Annotated in this window: 18 protein-coding genes; 17 read left to right on the forward strand and 1 reads right to left on the reverse strand. The window is 45.6% G+C overall.

Going from position 1 to position 21739, the window contains the following annotated elements; genetic code table 11:
- Window positions 1-78 precede the first annotated feature (78 nt).
- From Q0785_RS04465 to Q0785_RS04510, 10 genes are all read left to right on the forward strand, one after another.
- A complete protein-coding gene (locus Q0785_RS04465; RefSeq protein ID WP_298826038.1) occupies window positions 79-1317 on the forward strand; it encodes a helix-turn-helix transcriptional regulator in 1239 nt (412 codons plus the stop codon).
- A gap of 178 nt (window positions 1318-1495) precedes the next feature.
- The gene (locus tag Q0785_RS04470; RefSeq protein WP_298826041.1) at window positions 1496-2161 is read left to right on the forward strand and encodes a GNAT family N-acetyltransferase; all 666 of its coding nucleotides are present in this window, start codon (window positions 1496-1498) and stop codon (window positions 2159-2161) included.
- Between the two features lie 192 nt (window positions 2162-2353).
- The gene (gene eutB, locus Q0785_RS04475) at window positions 2354-3337 is read left to right on the forward strand and encodes a hydroxyectoine utilization dehydratase EutB (protein WP_298826044.1); all 984 of its coding nucleotides are present in this window, start codon (window positions 2354-2356) and stop codon (window positions 3335-3337) included.
- 165 nt (window positions 3338-3502) lie between these two features.
- Window positions 3503-5209, forward strand: a complete 1707-nt coding sequence (locus Q0785_RS04480) for a PucR family transcriptional regulator (protein WP_298826047.1) — start codon at window positions 3503-3505, stop codon at window positions 5207-5209.
- Window positions 5210-5413: 204 nt separating this feature from the next.
- On the forward strand, window positions 5414-6598 hold the full coding sequence (locus tag Q0785_RS04485; protein WP_298826049.1) for a M24 family metallopeptidase: 1185 nt from the start codon (window positions 5414-5416) through the stop codon (window positions 6596-6598).
- 29 nt (window positions 6599-6627) lie between these two features.
- A complete protein-coding gene (locus tag Q0785_RS04490; RefSeq protein WP_298826052.1) occupies window positions 6628-7632 on the forward strand; it encodes a cyclodeaminase in 1005 nt (334 codons plus the stop codon).
- Window positions 7633-7645: 13 nt separating this feature from the next.
- Window positions 7646-8845 (forward strand): cystathionine gamma-synthase family protein, encoded by a 1200-nt coding sequence (locus tag Q0785_RS04495; RefSeq protein WP_298826054.1) that lies wholly within the window; start codon window positions 7646-7648, stop codon window positions 8843-8845.
- A 26-nt stretch (window positions 8846-8871) separates the two neighbouring features.
- Window positions 8872-10086 (forward strand): M20 family metallopeptidase, encoded by a 1215-nt coding sequence (locus Q0785_RS04500; protein ID WP_298826057.1) that lies wholly within the window; start codon window positions 8872-8874, stop codon window positions 10084-10086.
- A gap of 95 nt (window positions 10087-10181) precedes the next feature.
- Entirely contained in the window at window positions 10182-11240 is a 1059-nt protein-coding gene (locus tag Q0785_RS04505; protein ID WP_298826060.1) for a homoserine dehydrogenase, read from the forward strand.
- 17 nt (window positions 11241-11257) lie between these two features.
- On the forward strand, window positions 11258-12700 hold the full coding sequence (locus Q0785_RS04510; protein ID WP_298826063.1) for an aldehyde dehydrogenase family protein: 1443 nt from the start codon (window positions 11258-11260) through the stop codon (window positions 12698-12700).
- A 60-nt stretch (window positions 12701-12760) separates the two neighbouring features.
- Here Q0785_RS04510 and Q0785_RS04515 read toward each other — a convergent pair whose 3' ends face one another.
- On the reverse strand, window positions 12761-13267 hold the full coding sequence (locus tag Q0785_RS04515; RefSeq protein ID WP_298826066.1) for a GNAT family N-acetyltransferase: 507 nt from the start codon (window positions 13265-13267) through the stop codon (window positions 12761-12763).
- A 329-nt stretch (window positions 13268-13596) separates the two neighbouring features.
- Here Q0785_RS04515 and ilvD point away from each other — a divergent pair, with 329 nt between their 5' ends.
- From ilvD to Q0785_RS04550, 7 genes are all read left to right on the forward strand, one after another.
- Entirely contained in the window at window positions 13597-15282 is a 1686-nt protein-coding gene (gene ilvD, locus Q0785_RS04520) for a dihydroxy-acid dehydratase (protein ID WP_223635958.1), read from the forward strand.
- A 177-nt stretch (window positions 15283-15459) separates the two neighbouring features.
- A complete protein-coding gene (locus tag Q0785_RS04525) occupies window positions 15460-16473 on the forward strand; it encodes a TRAP transporter substrate-binding protein (protein ID WP_298826072.1) in 1014 nt (337 codons plus the stop codon).
- A 66-nt stretch (window positions 16474-16539) separates the two neighbouring features.
- Window positions 16540-17010: a TRAP transporter small permease gene (locus Q0785_RS04530; protein ID WP_298826075.1), complete on the forward strand. Its 471-nt coding sequence runs from the start codon at window positions 16540-16542 to the stop codon at window positions 17008-17010.
- 2 nt (window positions 17011-17012) lie between these two features.
- Window positions 17013-18281, forward strand: a complete 1269-nt coding sequence (locus tag Q0785_RS04535; RefSeq protein WP_298826078.1) for a TRAP transporter large permease — start codon at window positions 17013-17015, stop codon at window positions 18279-18281.
- An 18-nt stretch (window positions 18282-18299) separates the two neighbouring features.
- Window positions 18300-19373 (forward strand): tartrate dehydrogenase, encoded by a 1074-nt coding sequence (locus tag Q0785_RS04540; protein ID WP_298826081.1) that lies wholly within the window; start codon window positions 18300-18302, stop codon window positions 19371-19373.
- A gap of 12 nt (window positions 19374-19385) precedes the next feature.
- Window positions 19386-20141, forward strand: coding sequence for a glucose 1-dehydrogenase (locus tag Q0785_RS04545; RefSeq protein ID WP_298826084.1), 756 nt, complete (start codon window positions 19386-19388; stop codon window positions 20139-20141).
- Between the two features lie 20 nt (window positions 20142-20161).
- Window positions 20162-21604 (forward strand): aldehyde dehydrogenase family protein, encoded by a 1443-nt coding sequence (locus Q0785_RS04550; RefSeq protein ID WP_298826087.1) that lies wholly within the window; start codon window positions 20162-20164, stop codon window positions 21602-21604.
- Window positions 21605-21739 lie beyond the last annotated feature (135 nt).

Raw genomic sequence — 21739 nt, forward strand, 5'->3', positions numbered from 1 at the left:
ACGGAACATCCAGCTCCTGCTGATTGAAGTTTCTTTTTATGGTATATTTTATTTATTCTGTAAAAAAAGGGTGAAAATATGAACGCTGGTTCAATCATCAAGTATTACCGGACGAAAAACAAACTGACCCAGTTACAACTGGCTGAAGGCATCTGCTCGATTTCACATTTAAGCAAGATCGAGTCCAACGCTTACAGTCCTCATGAATCGACCATTAAAGCCTTGTTATTGAAAATGGGCGTTCTATTGAACAGAGAAGTTGAAAAACATATGCGTTTAGAGAAAATCATTGGAAAATTCATTGATTGTTCCCTCCATTATGATCTTGAAACGATGCGTGAAATATACAAGCAGTTGGAAACAGAAAATGATTATATCCAATCTACAGAGTTGGTCAATCAATACGAACTCTATAAATTCCGCTTTTATATTTACGATACGGATCTCATGAAAGCAGAAGAACAGAAAAAAATGCTGGAACGTATGAAAGCGTCTTTTTTGGCTCCGGAGCATTGGGTCCACCAATTTTTCCAATCCTTGTACTGGTCCATGATGGGGGATAATACGAAGTCTCTTGAATTTCTCAACAGTTTGGATCTGGGCATCCAAAGTATTCCCCAAAAATTCGAAGGAGAGTTCTATTATCAAAAGGCCCGGATGCTGGTTTTGGCAGACCGCCATGAACTGTCGGCGCATTTTGCCGAACTGGCCGTCCGCTCTTTTCAGCTGCACCATAATTACATCCGGCTGCTCCATGCGCAGATACTTTTGGCAATCAATTATACCCGCAGAAATCTGCTGGTTCAGGCAGAAAGCCTTTACGAAGTGTTGATCCGCAATACTCATCTGACGAAGCAGTCAGTATTGCACAATCAAACGCTCTATAATTACACAGAGTTGCTGAGGCTGAAAAATGCGCATGGTGAAGCTCTGGAGATTCTCCAGGCGTTAAAGGAAAAAGTCGAGCCCGACACGTATTTCTATAAAGCAGTCTTGACCAGTCTTTTGGAGTCCATGGTTGAAGGCGGCCAAAATTCAGCTATACAGATTGAAGAGTTGAAAGCGATAAGCAACTCATCCAAAGATCAATATTTCCATATTTATGCTATTTATTTTGAGAAAAGAAATTTTTCCCAACCAGACCTTATGGCCTATTGTGAAGAAACAATGCTTCCATTTTTCAGAAAGAATGGTTATATAAAGGAAACAAAAAATGTTGCTGCGGAACTCGCAGCCCATTACCGAAATCAGCAACAATGGGAAAAAGCTTATTTCTATCAAACTTACGATGAAGAAAATGGAGGTGAGTTGAAATGATGAAAAAGAGATTGTTCATCCAGTCTGTTGCATATGCCGCATTATTGGCAGTCGTTGCCCTGAGTGGACCAAATGTATTGCCTCCAATCTAATTATCCCTTGGTGAAGCTGCTCAAAATTGAGCAGCTTTTTTCATAGTCCGGAGTGAAGTATGATAAGGAGAAAGGAGGGAAAGCATATGTATAAGAAGTCCCAATATGTGTTTGGCGGCGATCGGCCCGTGAAAGTGGAGATCCGCAATTACACTAAAGCTGATTTTCCGGAACTGATTGCCATTCAGAAGGAAAGTTTTCCACCTCCGTTTCCATCAGAACTTTGGTGGAATGATGAACAATTGGCGAATCATGTGGACTTGTATCCGCAAGGGGCGTTGTGTATAGAAGTTGAAGGAGAAATGGCAGGATCGATGACGGCATTGCTGACGGACTTTGATCCTGCGCATCCAGCGCACACATGGCAGGAGATAACAGATGATGGCTATATCCGAAATCACAACTCCGACGGCGCAACATTGTATGTCGTTGATATTTGCATCCTGCCGAAATTCCGTTCGTTGAAACTTGGCCAGCTTCTGATGCAGTCGATGTATGAGCGTGTGGTGCATGATGGATTGGAACGTCTGCTGGGTGGGGGAAGGATGCCGGGCTATCATAAATTCTCAAATACGCTCTCAGCAGAACAGTATGCACAACAAGTAATAGCAGGGAAATTAAAAGACCCGGTCATTTCTTTTTTGCTGCGCTGCGGGCGAACGCCGGTTTCTGTAATAGCCGATTATGTGGAAGATCAAGAGTCTGGGAATTACGCATTGTTGATGGAATGGAAAAATCCTTTCCATCAGTAATGGCCGGAAAACCAAGAGCTGAGCCGTAAAATTTTTGCGACTTGTTTGCTGTGGACAAGAAAACCGGCTGAGCTCCTTGCTAAACTGTATGAAACTTCTGCTGATAAATCAGCCATGTTGAGCAATAGATATATTCGATGCAACAGGCTAAGATTTACCTAAAGCATTTGTGCAGAGAAAGGGGCTTTCGGCTTGAACAGACATATGGAAATACTGGAAGTATGGGAAGCACGGAAACGAATTTCTTCTCTTGTAAAGAAGACGCCTCTAATCAAGTCTTTGGCCATATCTGAAAGAGCAGGTCGGCCGGTTTACTTGAAACTGGAGAATACGCATGAAATTGGCGCATTTAAAATCAGAGGCGCTGCCAATAAAATCCTAAGCTTAAGTGACGATGAAAAGAGACGGGGAGTCACAACCTATTCAACTGGAAATCATGGGATGGCGGTCGCATTTGTAGCGCAAAATATTGGAATCGAGGCAACGGTCTGCATTTCAAGCCGTGTCCCGAAAATGAAGGTGGATTCCTTGGAAAGACTTGGTGCCCGGTTAGAAATAGTGGGGGAAAGCCAGGATGCAGCTGGTGTACGCTGCTTTGAATTGGAGAAGGAAAGAGGCTACACCGTAATCGAGCCATTCGATGAACCCTACGTTATTGCTGGACAAGGAACGATAGGTTTGGAACTTTTAGAAGACCTGCCCACTTTATCGGACGTGCTGGTTCCCTTATCGGGAGGCGGATTGCTTTCAGGAATCGGCTTGGCTTTAAAGACCAATAGCCCAGATGTCCGCATAACCGGCGTCTCAATGGAGCGATCCGCTGTCATGCACGAAAGCTTAAAAGCAGGTAAACCGCTTGAAATGGAAGAAAGTGAAACGCTTGCGGACAGTTTGCTTGGAGGGATCGGCCTCGATAATCGCTATACTTTTGATATGGTTGAAGAATACATGGATCAGCTGGTTTTGATTCCTGAAGAAGACATCGGCTATGCGATGGCCTATATGATGGATAAGGAAAGGATGATCGTGGAAGGCGCAGCGGCAACCGGGATAGCAGCTGTATTAGGCAATCAAATCCCACATCAAAATGGAGCGCTTGTTGTCATTATCACCGGCAGGAACGTGGATCTTTCGATTTTGTTCAAGTTGCTCAAAACATATACTTCTCATAGATGATCGGGTAGCCAGTAAGGATCCGTCTGCGGAATAAAGAAAACTGTTAATTCTGATTAATGTGTCCCCCGCATTTTCTGCAATGCTATAATTAGTGTTAAAGAGTTGGAACAAACTTTATTTGCTTGCGGCAAATAGAAATCTGTTGGAGCGCGATGGGGGGATACCATGCAATTAACGGTAAAGAGTGTAGTGAATTATGGGATTTTAGAAAATGCCCGCATTTTAACGGCAAAAGATTCTGTGGCTGAGCGTCCTGTCCATTGGGTATCTGTAATGGAGATGCCGGTCGAAAATTTTGTCCGTCAAAACGAGCTTGTCCTGACGACTGCTATAGGATGCCATGGCGATCTGGAAAGTTTTAAAAAATTTGTGCAAGACATCATTGATTCAAATGCTTCAGCATTGATGATTGCAATTGGCCGCCATGTTTTTGATATTCCGGCAGAAGTCAAAGAATTGGCAGAACGACAAAACTTCCCCATTATTGAAATTCCTTGGGAAGTGCGATTTTCCACTATTATTGAAGAAGTGATGCAAAACATCAATGATACCCAATACAAAGACCGTGAGCGCTCAGAAAAAGTACAGCGGGAATTATTGAAGCTTATTTTAGGCGATACGGACTTGGATCATATCTCAAAGTACATTCAACAGCAGCTTGATTGCCAACTTCTGATAACTGACCGGAACGGGTTTATCCAGGCTAAAAGTGAGTATCCACAAAGTTTTATTCAGAAATGGAAAAATGCTGTAATGCAGGGGGATTTTCCGATAAGGAGAGAAGCGGATCTGGTGAATAACGACCCCCTGCTGCGGAAATTCCGGACGGCGCTTCTTGATGGTAAAGTGATCTTGCAGATTCCGGTTCTGCAAGTTTCAGAAGATCCCCAAGGCTATATTTTTGTGATATTACCCAAAGAAACGCCAGTGGTTTCTTATTTGACGCATTACAGGGTAGCGGTGCTTGAACATGCTGCGACAACCATATCGTTATGGCTTTCAAGGAAAAATGCCATTGAAGAAACGAAAATAAACCTGCGCAGCGATTTCGTCCAGGAAATTGCCACAGGAGAATATATGTCTGCAAATCAAGCATTTTCGAGAGCCAAGCTTCTGGGGTATAATCTGGAATTGCCATATATATGCATGGTCGGGTTTCCTGAAAACTTCAAAGAGCTATTTGAAAAACGAAAAAAGGATTATGATTCTTATGCTCAATGGACAGAAAGCATGATTCGCTATATAGAAGAAGAAATCTATTTTGCTGCCCAGTCGTTGAGAAGAGAAATTATGATGACCTATCAAGGGCACCAACTGGTGATTTATCTGGAAAAGCCTGCGGAAACAAATTATGATCACGTCGTTGATTTTTTGGATTTAGCGGACCGCCGTTTAAAACATCTGTTGCCGGAAGTCGTCATTTCCTGGGGAATTGGAGATTACAGCGAGAACTTTCAAGGATTGTCTGAAAGTTATCGTCACGCCACCTTGGCATTGGATATCGGCCGGCGGAAAAAAGGAAAAGGCCAACGCATGCTCTATAGCGATACACGTATAGATCGAGTACTGTTGACTCTTGCCCAAAATGAGGAAATGAAAGAAGTGGTTATGAGCACCATTAAACCACTTGTTGAATATGACAATCTGCGGAATATGGACTTAATCGGGACACTGAAATCCTATAACCAGAACCATGGAAATGTCAGCCAATCGGCGAGGGCCTTGAGTTTGCATCGGCAGTCTTTATTGTACCGCCTAAGAAAAATCGAATCTTTGACGGGATTATCTCTTATTGACCCCGATGATTTGTTCTTATTGGACTTAAGCCTGAAGACTTGGGAAATTGGCGTCGCAGAAAATACAAATGGATAAACCGCCATCCGAACTTGCAACTCAGAGTTCGGATGGCGGTTTTTTGTCATGAGGCGATAGACTAACAATAAAATATGACTACGATAAATGTAAATCTTCATACAATATTGCAGATGATAGTTTGGCAAAGGATGTTCTATACTGAACTCACGGAAATATTATTCCGAAAATTCAAAAACCTTATGCGTTGAGGAGGGATTTTTCATGTCATTTGGAACAGCAGAGTACCAAGAAAGAATACGGAAGACAAAAGAGCGGATGGCGGCGAGGGGGATAGAAGTCTTGCTGATCACCGACCCGGCGAATATGAACTACCTCTCTGGTTACGATGGCTGGTCGTTTTATGTACATCAGATGCTGATCGTCATTGATGACGAAGACCAGCCGATCTGGGTAGGGCGGACAATGGATGCAAATGGAGCAAAAATTACAACATGGCTGTACCATGACAACATCATTCCTTATCCGGATACCTATGTTCAGTCGGATACAAAGCATCCAATGGATTTTGTAGCTGATATTCTTAAGCAAATCGGACAGCACAATCGCAGTATAGGCGTTGAAATGGAGAATTATTATTTTACTGCAAAATGTTATGAACAATTGAGAAAAGGCTTGCCGAATGTCCATTTCCAAGACGCGACTTCATTGGTGAATTGGATCCGGCTTATAAAATCCGAACAAGAAATCACTTACATGAAGCGGGCTGCTTTAATCGCCGGAAAAGCAATGACTGTGGGCATTGAGATGATAAATGAAGGAATCCGTGAATGTGATGTGGCCGCCCAGATCCTGCATGCGCAAGTGACAGGTACAGAGGAGTTCGGTGGGGATTATCCAGCCATCATGCCGCTGCTGCCATCAGGGGAAAAAACATCGACGCCTCATCTGACATGGACGGATGCCCGCTATAAGAACAATGAATCAGTGATTTTGGAATTGGCCGGCTGTTATAAACGATATCATTCACCTTTGGCACGGACTGTCCATATCGGAACGCCAAGCAAAGAAATGAAGTTACTTGTGCAAGTGACGTTGGAAGGGCTCGAAGAATGTCTGGCAATGATCAAACCTGGAATTGCCCTTGAAGAGATATGCGAAGTCTGGACCAAATCGATTGCTAGATACGGTTTCGAAAAAGAGTCCCGCCTCGGTTACCCAGTGGGTTTGAACTATCCGCCGGATTGGGGGGAACATACAGCAAGCATTCGCAAAGGCGACCGGACCATCCTCGAGCCGAATATGACATTTCATCTAATTCCGGGAATGTGGTATGACAAATCCGGTTTTGAAGTAAGTGAAGCTTTTCGCGTGACAGAGAATGGCTGTGAAACTTTAGCGAATCTGCCTAGAGGTCTGCACATCAAGGGCGAAATCTTAATTAAATAGAGAACTCCATTTAAGGAGGTGCTGGAAAGTTGCTGATCTATACAGAGCAGGAAGTAAAACGATATATCACCTTGAATCAGGAAGCGATGATGGTGATCGAAGACGGATTCAACAAATTGGTGCAGGGGCAAGTGGAGATGCCGTCCATCATGCGGATAGACATCCATGACCATAACGGTGAAGTGGATGTCAAGACAGCATACGTGAAAGGCAAAGAGATGTTTGCCATCAAAGTGTCTTCCGGTTTTTTTGATAATCCCAAAATCGGCTTGCCGAGCGGCAATGGTTTTATGATGCTGCTGAGTGCACAAACAGGTATTCCGCAAGCACTGTTCCTTGATAATGGCTATTTGACCGAAATCCGGACTGCAGCGGCTGGAGCGATTGCCGCCGACTATCTCGCGCGTAAAGACATCGACACTGTCGGAGTGATCGGAGCAGGAAGCCAGGCGAGATTCCAGCTGAAAGCATTGGCATTGGTCAGAGATTTCAAAAGGGTTCTTGTATATGCGAGATCTGAAGAGCGGACCCGGCAATACGCAGAAGAGATGAGTGAAATTCTCGGCAAAGAAGTCAAAGCAGCAGAAAGTGCCGAACAAGTGGTCCGTGGCAGCGGCCTGGTGGTGACAACGACTCCGGCAACTGAGCCACTCGTAAAAGCAGAATGGCTGCATGCCGGTCTTCACATCACAGCAATGGGCTCAGACGCTGAACAAAAGCAGGAACTGGAAGCGCGAGTCCTGGCAGCGGCGGATAAAGTTGTCTGTGATGCCAAAGCGCAATGTGCCAGGCTTGGAGAATTGCACCATGCTTTGGACAGCGGAGAAATAAAGGATGCTTCCCAGGTTATAGAACTTGGCCAATTGACTTCCAAAGAGTTGAAGGGCCGTGACAATGATAACCAGATTACGGTTTGCGATTTAACCGGTACCGGCGTACAGGATACGGCCATTGCCCTGTTTGCTTATCAAGAATTGCAAAAGCACCAAACAGGGGTGGAAATCGACAACAATCATGAGTTCCAAAAAAACTAAGAGGAGTGGTCATATGACACAAAAAGATATTCATGCAGGGACAAAAGCGGTATGGGCAGGGGAAAAAGAATATTTGGTTCACGGGGCAACTCAAGTACCCGTAGTATTGAGCGTAGCTTATACGTATGACGATATGGACGAATGGTATGACGTAGCGATCGGCAAGAAAAAAGGCCACATCTATGGGCGCAACACGAACCCGACAGTCCAGGCATTTGAAGATAAAGTGAAGATTCTGGAAGGAGCCGAAGCGGCAACCAGCTTTTCCACCGGAATGGCTGCAATCAGCAATACGCTAGCGACATTCCTGTTGCCGGGCGATCGCATTGTTTCGGTTAAAGACACATACGGCGGCACCAACAAAATCTTCACGGAATTTCTACCACGACAAAATATTGAAGTCGCTTTGGCCGAAACCGGCAATCATGAATCAATTGAAGCGGAAGTTTCAAAAGGGTGTAAAATCCTTTATTTGGAAACTCCGACAAACCCAACAGTTAAAATCACTGATATTGAACGAATGGCAAAAGCGGGGCATGAAGTTGGAGCTCTCGTGATCATCGATAATACATTCGGAACGCCGATCAACCAAAACCCTCTTGAACTTGGTGTGGATTTGGTCATACACAGCGCAACAAAATTTCTTGGCGGCCATGCAGATGCCTTAGGCGGAGTATTGGTCGGTTCCCATGAACTTGTTGAACAAGTTTACCATTACCGCGAAATCAACGGCGCTACAATGGATCCGATGGCGGCATACTTGACTTTGCGCGGCATGAAAACACTTCATCTCCGCGTACGTGAACAATGCAAAAATGCGATGGAACTTGCCAAATACCTTCAAACAAAAGAGTTGGTTGAAGATGTTTTCTATCCTGGGCTCGAAACGCACCCAAACCATGATATTGCGAAAAAACAAATGAAGGATTTCGGCGGCATGCTCAGCTTTGCGGTGAAAGGCGGCGTCGACACGGTACGGGACCTTCTTCCAAAATTGCAATATGCCCACCGTGCAGCCAATCTGGGGGCAGTGGAAACAACCGTTGGCCCAGCACGGACGACAAGCCATGTAGAGTGTACGCCAGAAGAACGCGCAGCAATGGGAATTCCTGAAGGCCTGATCCGTGTGTCTTGCGGCATCGAGGATATCGAAGACATCATTGCTGATTTTGAACAAGCCTTCAAATACGTTGAAAACGCACTTAAAGTTTAAATTTCAGGATTCGAGGTGCATAGTGGATGCCTGGACATCATATTGTCGATCAAGCCAACACCCTAGCAGACAAACTGATTGAATGGCGGCGCACATTCCATCAATATCCCGAACTCAGTTTTCAGGAGTTCAAAACCTCTCAGTATATTGCACAAGCTTTACAGGAAATTGATGGCGTCAAGGTGGAAATTGGAATCGGGTTAGAAACGAGTGTCATCGGAACTTTGACTTCCGGAGAAGGACCGACAATCGCCGTCAGAGCGGATATTGATGCGCTTCCCATCGAAGAAGAAAACGAAATCGATTATCGTTCACAAAATCCAGGTATTATGCACGCTTGCGGCCATGATGCGCATGCAGCGATTCTATTGGGAGCGACTGTAATTTTAGCTGAACAGTTCAAAAAAAATGACATCAAAGGAACTGTTAAATTCATCTTTCAACCAGCGGAAGAATGCATAGACGAAGCAGGAATGTCAGGATCTCCTTACCTGGTGCAGGCAGGGGCATACGACGGAGTAGAGGCAGCAATTGCGCTTCATATGTGTCCATGGCTGCCTGCTGGAGAAGTCCAGATCAGTGATGGATACAGCATGGCGAATGTCGATGTTTTTCAGGCGAAAATCATGGGCACTGGCGGACATGGTGCTTATCCGGAACTAGGAACCGATCCAACATGGATGCTTGGGCCTGTTTTACAGGCATTGCACGGGATTGTTTCACGCAAAGTGCCTGCATTAGAAGGAGCTGTGATCAGCATCGGCCAAATTCATGCTGGAACAGCAAGCAATATCATACCGACGGAAGTGGAGATCGAGGGGACGATCCGCAGCTATTCCACTGAAATCCGTGAGCTATTATCAACCGAATTGAACAAAGCATTCTCGATTGTAGAAAACCTGGACGGCGAATATTTTTTGGAAATTCATAGAGGCGAGCCGGCACTGGTCAATAACCCAGCCGTTAATGACAGGATCCTGAAAGCGATGTACGAACTCTATCCAAAGTTGCGGATCACCAAAAAGCCTTTTGGCATGGGTGGAGAGGATTTTGGATATGTCACACAAAAACTGCCAGGCTCCATGTTTTTCCTAGGAAGTTCCCTGACAGATGGGGTCCACCGGGATCTCCACACGCCGACTTTCGATATTGATGAAAGCTGCCTCCCGATAGGAGCGGCAATTCTTGCACAAACAGCGCTTAATTTTTTGACAGAGGAAAAATCAGCTTCCGACAACTAAAGCTCTGTGGGTATTTTCACAAAACAATTGCGTTATGTGTCTGGAATCGGAAAAGACCGGCGCAGTTGAATCCAACAAGATAGAGGTGGAAAACCGTGGTCCATAAATTAGCTTTTATAGGATTTGGCGTAGTCGGACAAGGCTTGGCTGAAATCCTTCGGGATAAGAAAGAATCATTGAAGCGGGATGAAGATTTTGAAGCGCAGATTGTGGCGATTTCTGATTTGAGGAAAGGCGCTATTTATCATCCGAATGGCCTTGATATCGATTCAGTTTTGAAAACGCTGAAAGAAACCGGGAATCTGGAAGACTATCCTCAAACTTCAGGGCTGATCAAAGGGTGGGATAGTTTGACGACCATTCGGGAGTCCAATGCAGATACTATCATTGAAGTATCCTATACGGATGTGAAAACAGGCCAACCGGCGATCGATCATTGCAAAACGGCCTTCGAAAACGGCAAGAACGTGGTGATGACAAACAAAGGGCCGGTAGCTTTGGCGTATAAGGAGCTTTCGGGAATTGCTGAACAGCACGGAGTGTCCTGGGGATTTGAAGGCACTGTGATGAGTGGGACTCCGGCACTTCGAATGCCGATTGCAACACTTGCAGGAAATGAAATTACAGAAATACGGGGAATCTTGAATGGAACCACAAATTATATTTTAACGAAAATGGAGACAGAAGGTGTCAGTTACGAGGAAGCTTTGAAGGAAGCGCAGAATTTAGGCTTTGCTGAAGCGGATCCGACCAGTGATGTAGAAGGCTACGATGCCCGTTATAAAATTGTCATTCTATCGAACTATGTGATGAAGGCGCCGTTGACCGTTGAAGAAGTTTCATGCGAAGGAATTTCAAGCCTTACATTAAAAGATATTGAGGAAGCGAAAAAAGAAGGACAGCGTTGGAAGCTTATAGCGAAAGCGCGTAAAGAAGGGTCCAAAGTCATCGCCTCGATTGCTCCAGAAAAAATGGACATGACTGATCCGTTGGCATCTGTCGGCGGGGCCGTCAATGCAATAACGTATGAGACGGATCTTCTAGGATCTGTAACCTTAAGCGGCGCCGGAGCGGGGAAAACAGAGACAGGCTTTTCATTATTGATCGACCTTATTACGATTTCCCGTGAAAAACATGCGGTAAAACTATTATGAGATAAGGGGGTAATTGTTTGACGACTCATCTTACAGGCCAAAAGATGTTTTTTGCAGGAGAATGGGTGAACAGTGAGCAGATCATTGAAGTCCGGAATCCCCAAGATAACAGCCTCATTGATGTAGTTCCTTCCGCTACAGCGAAAGATATGCTGAACTGTGTGGAAGAGGCAAAAGAAGGAGCCGAAATAGCAGCCGCTATGCCCGTTCACGAGCGTATAAAAGTAATCAATGGTGCGGCTGATCACATCGAACAGCATAGCGGGAAATACGCCCGGACGATTGCCTTGGAAAGCAGCAAAACAATTCGTGAAGCGAAAAAAGAAGTAGGGCGTGCTATTCAAACTTTACGCATCAGCGCTGAAGAAGCAAGGCGGATCAACGGAGAAACCATTCCTTTTGATCAATCGCCAGGAAGCGAAAACCGCATCGGCTATTTCTACCGTTTTCCAATCGGCATTATCGGAGCGATTACACCATTCAACGATCCGCTCAATTTGGTTGCCCATAAAATCGGTCCAGCCATTGCGTCAGGAAATGCCATCATCGTTAAGCCGGCAACTGTTACACCTTTAAGTGCGTTGCTCTTGGCGGAAGCTTTTTCCTTGGCCGGCTTGCCAGCTAAGGTGTTATCTGTAATCACCGGCCACGGCAGGGAGATCGGGGATGCCCTTGTTACACATCCTGCAGTTCGGATGATCACCTTCACTGGCGGGCTGGAAGCAGGTGAAGGAATTTCACGTAAAGCGGGATTGAAGAAAATCAGTATGGAACTGGGATCGAATTCACCGGTCATCGTACTGGAGGACGCCGATTTGGAAGAGGCTGTGGATTCCAGTGTTTCAGGAGCTTTCTGGGCGGCCGGACAAAACTGTTTGAGCGTTCAGCGGATCTATATTCAGGAAAACGTCTTTGAATCATTCAAGACGCAGTTCGTCGAGCGCACAGGGGAATACATCGTTGGAGATAAATTATCGAAGCTCACAGATATGGGGCCGCTGATTACTGAAAAAGAAGCGATGCGTGTTGAACAGCTGGTTGAAGATGCGGTAGGCAAAGGCGCGGTTGTTTTAACAGGGGGAGAGCGGACTGGAGCTTTTTACTCGCCGACTGTACTGACGGACGTTCCCGAAAATTGCACAATCGCCAAAGAAGAAGTTTTTGGTCCTGTAGTATTGCTGTACGCAGTAGCCGATCTCGACGAAGCTATCGCATTATCAAATAACGTGAATTATGGATTACAGGCAGGAATTTTTACGAAAAATATAGATTTAGCTCATAGGGCGATCGCCAAATTGGATGTAGGCGGAATCATGGTTAATGACAGCAGCGATTACCGAATTGATGCGATGCCATTCGGCGGGGTAAAAAATTCGGGATTAGGCCGTGAAGGCATCAAATTTTCGATTCAGGAAATGACCGAGCCGAAAGTTGTCTGCTTTAAACTGTCGGATCACTAAAGGAACGGCCTGAAAAAAAGATTGAAAAAGGTTCCGTCAAATTTTGACGGAACCTTTTTATCAGTTTTGGATATCTAAGCGAAAAGCTTTTACAACGATTCCATCATCTAAAGGCATGATATCGAGTGACTCAATCCGTTCAAAGCCCATTTTCTTATAAAGGGCAATCGCGTTTTTCATAAAGCTTCCGGTATGGAGGCCGACAAAACTTTGCTTGCGTATTTTACAAATGTCGATGCAATGTTCGACTAACGCTTTGCCGACTCCCAGGGAACGGAAATCTGGACTGACCGCCAATAATCGGATTTCGGGATGTTCTATGGCCATTGAATTCCATTCATAGGCTTTGGACTCGGCGGGGAACAACACAACACTGCCTGCAATGTGCCCGTCTATTTCTGCAACGAATACTTCAGCAACGTCCTGTTGGTCGTTCGTGGATGCCAAGTTCGCTTTCAGCATTTCCCAATGCTCTGGAGAGAGCTCTGCTTCATATGGGCGATAGGATTCAAGTCGTTGTTCTTTTAATATATAAAACTCGTTTTTCTTAGCTTCACGGATCAACATATGACCATCTCCTTTTACTCACGTTCCCTGAGTATTCTCACGGACTTTCACAAAAATTAGAATCGAGGGATAGTTCGTTTGAAAACACTTCTTAAAACGGACGAGAATAGAAGGATGCATTGAACTCCTACTATAAAGTTATTGTAGACAAGGTAATTATATAGAAATATATTGCATACATCAAGAGGGCGTGACTAAACAATAAGATGAAACCGCATACATGTGTAAGTTATTTGACGATTATAAAAATAATGAAATATTATTTTTTAATTCGTTGAATTCTGACAAATGTGCTCTATAATAAATAGAAAAGAAAGGATAGGATAATTATGAAAAAAGATTTGCGCATCAACAGTAAAGTTTTCAGCGAAGGGGCGATGAAAGCACCGAACCGTGCGATGCTCCGCTCAGTAGGAGTTACAGATGAAGATTTCAAGAAACCGATGATTGGTGTCGCCAGTACGTGGAGTGAAGTGACGCCGTGTAATATACATATCGACGACTTAGCCATCAGCGCGAAAAAAGGCGCTAGAGCGGCTGGAGGAGTCCCGTTCATTTTTAATACGATTACAGTGTCTGACGGAATCTCAATGGGGACCGAAGGCATGAAGTATTCACTTTCCAGTCGCGATGTGATCGCTGATTCGATTGAAACGGTGGTAGGAGCTGAAAGCCTGGATGGCTTAGTGGCGATCGGCGGATGTGACAAGAACATCCCAGGTTGTTTGATCGCTATCGCGAATTCTGAAGTTCCAGCTGTTTTTGTGTACGGTGGGACGATTGCTCCAGGACGCCATAATGGCCAGGATATTGACATTGTTTCTGTTTTTGAAGGTGTAGGCCAGCATAATAATGGAGACATCAACGACGATACGCTCCGCAAGATTGAATGCGGCGCCTGCCCCGGAGCGGGATCATGCGGCGGTATGTACACGGCAAATACCATGGCATCTGCAGCTGAAGCGATGGGGATGAGTCTTCCTGGAAGTTCTTCCAATCCAGCTGTATCTTCCGAAAAATTAGCGGATTGCGAAAAGGCCGGTGCGGCCGTGCATAATCTGCTTGAACTGGGTGTCTATCCAAAAGACATCATGACAAAAGAAGCGTTCGAGAATGCCATCACGGTAGTTATGGCGCTTGGCGGATCGACAAATGCCATCTTGCATCTATTGGCGATTGCGCATGCAGCGGAAGTGGATTTGACGATTGACGACTTTAACCGACTACAGAAAACCGTTCCGCATTTAGCTGATCTGAAACCGAGCGGCAAATACGTCATGCAGGACTTACACGAAGTCGGCGGCGTTCAAGCAGTCATGAAAATGTTGCTTGAAGCAGGGTATCTGCACGGTGACTGCATGACGGTAACAGGCAAAACAGTAGCTGAAAACCTTCAGGAATCACCTGGGTTGCAGGAAGGGCAAAAGGTCATCATGCCGTTCGATAATCCAAAACGTCAGGACGGTCCATTGATTGTCCTGAAAGGAAACCTTTCACCGAGCGGCGCAGTAGCAAAAGTTTCCGGTGTAAAAGTGAAACGCCATACAGGGCCAGCTCGTGTCTACAACAATGAAAAAGAAGCGACAGCAGCCGTTATGGCCAATGAAATTAATGATGGCGATGTACTGGTTATCCGTTATGTTGGGCCGAAGGGCGGTCCGGGAATGCCTGAAATGCTTTCTGTATCAGCTATTCTTGTCGGCAAAGGCATGGGCGCGTCAGTTGCGCTATTGACAGATGGCCGTTTTTCAGGCGGGACACACGGCCTGGTGGTCGGACATATTGCACCCGAGGCGCAGGTTGGCGGACCGATTGCCTTTTTACAGGAAGGCGATTTGGTGACCATCGATTCGGAGCTGCAGGAGATCTCCATGGATGTCTCCGAAGCTGAGTTGGAAGAACGCCGCAAACAATGGGTAGCTCCTCCGCTCCATAAAAAAGGCGTGCTCGGAAAATACGCACATAATGTATCCTGTTCTTCAAAAGGGGCAGTTACGGATTACTTGAATCGATAAATAGAATAATTCATTGGGATTTTTTCATCCCAATGAGTTATTCCGACTCGATAAGACTGAATATTTCGTCTGCTATTCAGGGCGATCCTTTAATATCATGAAGAGAAAATTGGATATACCCAGTTTTTTGAATCCAGGGAAATTGTTCCACTTAACATAAAAAAGGGGGAAAAGAAAATGGCGAAAAAGAAGTTTGGAATTGTATCTGTGATGATGGCAAGTGTATTGGCATTAACAGCATGCGGAGGTTCTGACAGCGATTCAGCGGGTGAAGAGGGAGGATCGGGAGAAACCTACGTTTTGCAGGCGGGGCATTCATTGCCGGATGATCACCCTTACCATATCGGATTCCTGGAAATGGCAGAAGCTGTGGAAGAGCGGACTGATGGGCAAGTGACCATTGAAGTTTTTGCAAACAGTGAAATTGGAGCAGAGCGTGAGTTGACTGAAGGCATGGGACTTGGGACAGTCGATTTGGTCGTTTCTTCAACCGCTCCAGTCACCAATTTTGTGCCGGAATTAGGTGTTTTGGACGTGCCTTTCTTATTCCAGGACCGGGAGTCGGCAGTGGAGATTTTGGAAGGTGATATCGGTGATGAGTTATTCACTAAGATGGAAGAAAACGGAATCATCGGATTGTCATGGGGAGAAAACGGTTATCGCCACATCACGAATGCCATACGCCCAATTGAAACACCTGAAGACTTAGAGGGGTTGAAAATCAGAACGCAGGAAAATGAAATCCATTTAGCCGCTTTTGAAGCATTGGGTGCACAGCCGACGCCGATGGCATGGACTGAAGCGATCACTGCTTTGCAGCAGGGGGTTGTAGATGCACAGGAAAACCCAGCGATTGTTGCAGACCAGTTCAGCCTTTATGATGCAAATCAGCAATATATGAGTTTAACAGGACATGTTTATTCTGTAGCCATTTATATGATGAGCCAACAGACTTATGATGAATTGCCGGAAGATTTGCGTGATATCGTTGTCGAAGAAGGACAAAAAGCGGGTGCGAGAGAACGTGAACTGATCGTTGAAATGGAGCAGGAATCACTTCAGACCCTGAAGGATAATGGCATGGAAATTATTGAAGATATCGACACTGCGCCTTTCCAGGAAGCGGTGGAGCCTGTCTATGAAACAATTGAACATCAGGACTTGTTGAATGAGATTCTAGAAGCTCAGTAAACGGGTAATAAGTCAATTCAAAAAAGAGAGAATCCTTTCTCTCTTTTTTATATCGGGGGCAAGATGATGGGGAAGTTAATCGGGTACATGAATTTCGGTGTCAAGCATTTCTTGAATCTTATTATGGTCGTGTTGGTCACGGCCGTTTTTCTCCAGGTGATTTTTCGGTTCATTTTGAATTCTCCTCTTGCCTGGACTGAGGAGCTGGCGCGATACTGCTTAATCTGGCTGACCTTTTTGGGTGCGTCTTTTGCAATGTCTTTAAAAGCGCATATTGGAATGGAGTTTTTTGTGAATTTATTCGGTGTTTCCATTCGTAAGGCTCTTTACATCATTGCGACATTTGCAAGCCTGCTCTTTTTTCTGTTGATGGTGATAGAAGGCTATGATTTAGCAATGCAGGGAATGTCCCAAACCTCGCCGGTTTTACGGATTCCGATGGGAATGATTTATATGGTCATTCCAGTGAGCGGCGTACTTTTGATCATTAATATGGCCTCGCAGTTTTCAAAAGACTTTAAAAGCGGGGGTGTCTGAAGATGGCATTGGTGCTGTTTATCTTATTATTGGCTTTGTTTTTAATTAATGTTCCGATTGCGGTGGCACTTGGACTGGCTTCGACTCTCGTTTTCTTTCTTGATGGAAATGTATCGCTGATCGTCATTATTCAACGGATGTTCAACTCTGTCGATTCGTTCCCGCTGATGGCGATTCCCTTTTTTATTCTGGCGGGTAAGTTGATGGAAAGCGGCGGGATTTCGAGGCGGTTGATCCACCTTGCCAATGTCATTTTCGGCCGTGTCAAAGGCGGACTTGGAATCGTATCGATTGTAGCTTGTGCCTTTTTTGCAGCCATCTCGGGTTCAGCTGCCGCGACAACTGCAGCGGTAGGAGCTTTAATGATTCCGGCAATGGTCAACAAAGGCTATGAAAAGAGCTTTGCGACAGCGATCCAGGCGGCAGGTGGAACTATCGGCATTATGATTCCGCCAAGTGTTCCGCTGGTGCTTTACGGCGTGGCAGCTGGTGTTTCTGTCAGTGAATTGTTTATTGCAGGGATTGTTCCCGGTTTGTTTGTAATGGTATCTCTAATTTTGCTGGTCTACCTGATTTCCTTGAAAGAGGGATATGGCGGTGGTGAAAAGTTCGGATTCAAGGATTTCATCAAAGCATTTTTCGATGCGTTTCTGGCTTTGATGATGCCGGTGATTATACTGGGCGGTATTTATGGCGGCATTTTCACTCCGACGGAAGCGGCTGTTGTAGCGGTTGTCTATGGATTGATTGTGGGGATTTTCATTTATCGGGAGATTAAAGTAGCGGATCTGACAAGAATCTTCTCTTCTTCTGTCGTCGTGACCGCAGTAATTATGTTCATCATTGCCGGTGCTTCGGTCTTCGGCTACTATTTGACGCGCCAACGGATTCCGGCTGAACTGACCGATTTGATGCTCAGCGTGACAGATAATTGGATTATTGCTTTATTGATCATCAACTTGCTGTTGCTGATCTGTGGGGTATTCCTGGAAACTTCAGCAGCAGTCATTATTTTAACGCCGATTCTTGTGCCGATTGCCAGCGCGCTTGGAATCGATCTCGTGCATTTCGGGATCATCATGATCGTCAACCTTGGGATTGGATTTATCACCCCACCAGTAGGCGTCAATCTATTTGTGGCTGCGAACATAGCAGGAACAAAATTTGAAAGCCTGGTGAAAGCAATCGTTCCATTTATTCTGATTATGATTGTGGATGTACTAATTATTTCGTTTATTCCAGGAATCAGTCTATTCTTTCTTGGAGATTAAGGCATTGGAGGAGAGTTCATGTCAGCACATAAAATAGCAGTCCTTCCCGGAGACGGGATTGGACCTGACGTCACCAAAGAAGCAATTAAAGTATTGGAAGCTTTAAAACAGTTGGATTCTACATTTGAGATTGATTTCGACCAATTCGAATGGGGCAGTGAATATTATTTGGCGCATGGCCATATCATGCCGAAGGATGGATTGGATCAGCTGAAGGATTATGATGCGATCTTGTTCGGGGCTGTGGGAGATAAACGCGTGCCGGATGAAATCACCATTTGGGAATTGATCATGCCCATCCGTAAAAATTTTCAGCAATACATCAATATGCGGCCAATCAGACGCTTGGCGGGCATCGAATCTCCCTTGAAAAACGATCAGCCGATTGATTTCATGGTATTTCGTGAAAATGCGGAAGGGGAATATTCGAATATCGGGGGCCGTCTGTATCAGCAGCAATCGCAGGAAATGGCGATTCAAAACACGGTCATCACTAAACAAGGTGTTGAGCGCATTGCAAAATATGCATTCGAATATGCCAAAAAGAACAGGAAATCCAAAGTGACCAGCGCTACAAAATCCAATGCGATCATCCATTCCATGAAGCTTTGGGACGAAGTGGTCGAGGCGGTTGCCAAAGATTATGAGGACATCGAACTCGAGAGCAATTTCATTGATGCTTTGGCCGCTTATTTCGTCATGCGTCCAGAATCATTTGAAGTGGTCATTGCTTCCAATCTTTTCGGGGATATCTTGACGGACCTTGGAGCGGCTTTAGTTGGAGGTCTCGGCGTATCGCCATCGGGCAATATCAATCCCGAGCGGAATTTCCCTTCCATGTTTGAAGCCATTCATGGATCAGCGCCGGATATTGCGGGCAAAGGAATCGCCAATCCGATTGCGCAGATCTGGTCAGCGGCTTTGATGCTGGATCATTTAGGGCGTTCAGACCTATCCACAGCCATTGTTGATGCGATTGAGCAGGTGCTTCAGGAAGGCAAGGTGCTGACGCCGGATTTAGGAGGCGGCGCCACGACACAGGAAGTCGGTTCAGCAATTACGCAAAAGCTAAAACAATTGGTGAGAAAATAGGAGGAGAATCGGATGGATATAGACAATAAAGTAGCGATTGTCACCGGTGCAGGCGGCGGAATGGGAAAAGTGGTCGTTGAGCAATTTCTTGAAAAAGGAGCTAAAGTGGCCGGAATAGACGTTCAAGTAGGGGGGCTTGCTGAACTAGAAGCTCAGTATCCGGAACAACTACTGGTCATTCAAGGCAATTTAACGGATGAACAAAGTGTTGAAGAGGCCGTGAAAAAAACGGCTGATAGGTTTGGGCAGATTGATGTACTAGCAAATGTTGCCGGGATCGCCCAAGCGGCAACGGATATTGAAAAAGTTTCTCTGGAGGATTGGGAGCGCATCATGGCGATCAATTCCACTGCCGTCTTTTTAACTTCACGGGCCGTGGTACCGTATATGAAACGACGAAATAGTGGTTCAATCATCAATATTGCCTCTGTTTCCGTAGATCGTCCGCGTCCTGGTCTGAACGCCTATGTCGCTTCAAAAGGAGCGACGATTTCCTTGACGAAAGCGCTGGCTATTGAATTGGCACCTTATAATATCCGGGTCAATGCGATCAATCCCGGTCCAGCGGATACCAAGATGCTGAGTGAATTTACAGCAGCAGGCAGTGATGCAGGCGAGACGAAAGAGAAGATTTTCCGGAAAAGCGTCCCGCTGGGTGAGTTGATCACTCCTGAAGCGATTGCTAACTGCGTCTTATACCTCAGCTCAGATCTGGCAAAACTGATGACTGGCAGCGTAGTGAATGTAGATGGAGGCCGTGGAATCTAATCGGAAAGAGGTGCAGAAAAGTGAAACAGCAGAAGATGTATGTAAATGGAAAATGGATCGACAGCATCGAAAAAGTGCGGTTTGAAACAAAAAATCCAGCTACTGGGGAAGTGCTGGCAGAAATTCCGAGAGGGAAAAAAGAAGATGTGGATGCGGCAGTCGAAGCGGCACGCGCTACTTTCGAGTCTGAAGAATGGCAGTCTTTCCCTCCGATCGAAAGAGGCCGGATCTTACATAAAGTAGCGGATGCCTTACGGGCGGATATGGAAGAAATCGCTTTGTTGGAAACGCTCGATACGGGGAAGCCACTGACTCAGGCCCGTAAAGACGTCGAGGCTTCTGCGCTGTATTTTGAATACTATGCGGGAATGGCTGATAAGATTTTCGGAGAAACCATCCCGGTTCACCCGGGAATTCTCGATTATACGTTACGGGAACCGATTGGCGTAACTGCTCATATTGTTCCGTGGAATTACCCGCTGCAAATCATTTCACGCTCAACCGCTGCGGCAATTGCGACAGGCAACACCGTAGTTGCAAAGCCGGCGGAAGACACCCCGTTGACGGCCATTAAATTGGCGGAGATTTTTGATCAAACCACCTTGCCAAAAGGAGTTTTCAACGTGGTGACCGGCTATGGTTTCGAGGCAGGAGCTGCGATTTCCGAGCATCCGGATGTTGACCATATCACGTTTACGGGCTCCGTTCAAACAGGATCCGCTGTTATGATGGGGGCTGCCAAAAATGTTAAACCGGTCACTTTGGAACTTGGTGGAAAGTCACCGAACATCGTTTTTGACGACTGCGATCAGGAGGAAGCGGTGGATTGGGTGGTGCGGTCCATTATCCAAAATGCGGGACAGACCTGCTCGGCGGGATCCCGCTTGCTGGTTCAGCAAACGATCAAAGATGAATTTCTGAAAAAGGTCGTGGCAAAAATGGAAGCGATTCAAATCGGCAAAGGAATTGATGATTTGGATCTTGGTCCGATTCTAAACGAAAAACAATTCACCCGCATCTTGGAGTTTATGGATGTCGCCAATAGAGAAGGAGCGCAGTTTTTAACAGGCGGAAAACGACAGGAAACAGCAGGACTCGAAAAGGGCTACTTTTTCCAGCCGACCGTCATTGATGGACTAGCGCCAAAAAGCTACGTCGCTCAAGAAGAAATTTTTGCTCCGGTCGTTGCCGCATTTTCGTTTGATACTGAGCAAGAAGCGATTGAACTGGCAAACGGCACAGATTATGGGTTGGTGACAGGGGTCTGGACAAAAGATGGCGCGCGGGCGCACCGTGTAGCCAGCAAAATTCGGGCAGGCCAAGTGTTCATCAACAATTACGGAGCAGGCGGAGGTGTGCAGATGCCATTTGGAGGATATAAGAAGAGTGGGTTTGGACGTGAAAAAGGACTGGAAGCTTTGCGCAATTACACCATTTTGAAAAATGTGGCGCTGAAGTATTAAAGTTTAGGGAATTGGAAAAGGGATGTCCTCTATTAGAGGACATCCCTTTGTTGGTTTAAGGTAACTATAATTTGTTTTGACTCAATTTTTCAACCCGTTTTATCGGGGAATCATTTCCATTGAAAGTATTACTTC

The organism is uncultured Planococcus sp. (assembly GCF_947501725.1).
Classification (GTDB): domain Bacteria; phylum Bacillota; class Bacilli; order Bacillales_A; family Planococcaceae; genus Planococcus; species Planococcus donghaensis_C.